The organism is Sporolactobacillus shoreicorticis, assembly GCF_024125445.1.
Classification (GTDB): Bacteria; Bacillota; Bacilli; order Bacillales; family Sporolactobacillaceae; genus Sporolactobacillus; species Sporolactobacillus shoreicorticis.
Genome location: NZ_JAMXWM010000094.1, coordinates 1 through 672 on the forward strand (window position 1 = coordinate 1; position 672 = coordinate 672).

At 48.1% G+C, this 672-nt stretch carries 1 protein-coding gene; it reads left to right on the forward strand.

The genetic code is table 11. The features are described 5' to 3' along the window. Window positions 1-136: 136 nt before the first annotated feature. Window positions 137-672, forward strand: a 536-nt coding sequence (locus NIE88_RS22125; protein WP_253065716.1) for a phage portal protein, incomplete at its 3' end; no start/stop codon positions are given.

The following is a 672-nucleotide window of genomic DNA, read 5'->3' on the forward strand; positions in this document are numbered from 1 at the left end:
AATTGTATAAGGCGCTGACAGGGTATCAAAAAGAAGGCAAGAACGAGCATGATGATGCGCCGGATGCACTGACTGGCATTGCTGAAAAAATGGGTTCAAGTGTTCAGGTTAAAGTTTTTAAAGGAGGGTTGTGAGCATGGTTTTTACGTTTCCGCGTGAGGAAGAAATCACGGCAGAAGTGGTCAGCCATTTCATCGAACTGCACCAGATAGAGCTGCCACGTTATCAGCGGCTGGAAAAACTTTATCAAAGTAAGCCCCCGATCCTTGACCAGGAGGACAAGCCCGATTACAAGCCGGATAATCGCTTGGTCGTCAATTATGCCAAGTACATTACCGACACATTTAACGGCTATTTTATCGGGCTCCCGATAAAGGTCAGCCATGATGATCCGGGCGTGAACGAACGGGTGGATGACTTCCTGACTCGGAACGATATGGATGATAATCAAGCCGAACTGAGTAAGATTACCAGCATATACGGTCACGGCTTCGAGCTGCTCTATCAGAATGAAGAATCAGAGACGTGCTGCATTTATAACACGCCATTGGACATGTTCATTGTCTACGATGACACGATTGCACAGAAGCCGTTGTTCGCGGTTCGGTACCAGCAGACGGAAGACGGACTGAAAGGTCAGCTGTTCACGGCAGCCGAAGAGATTGCCTTCAG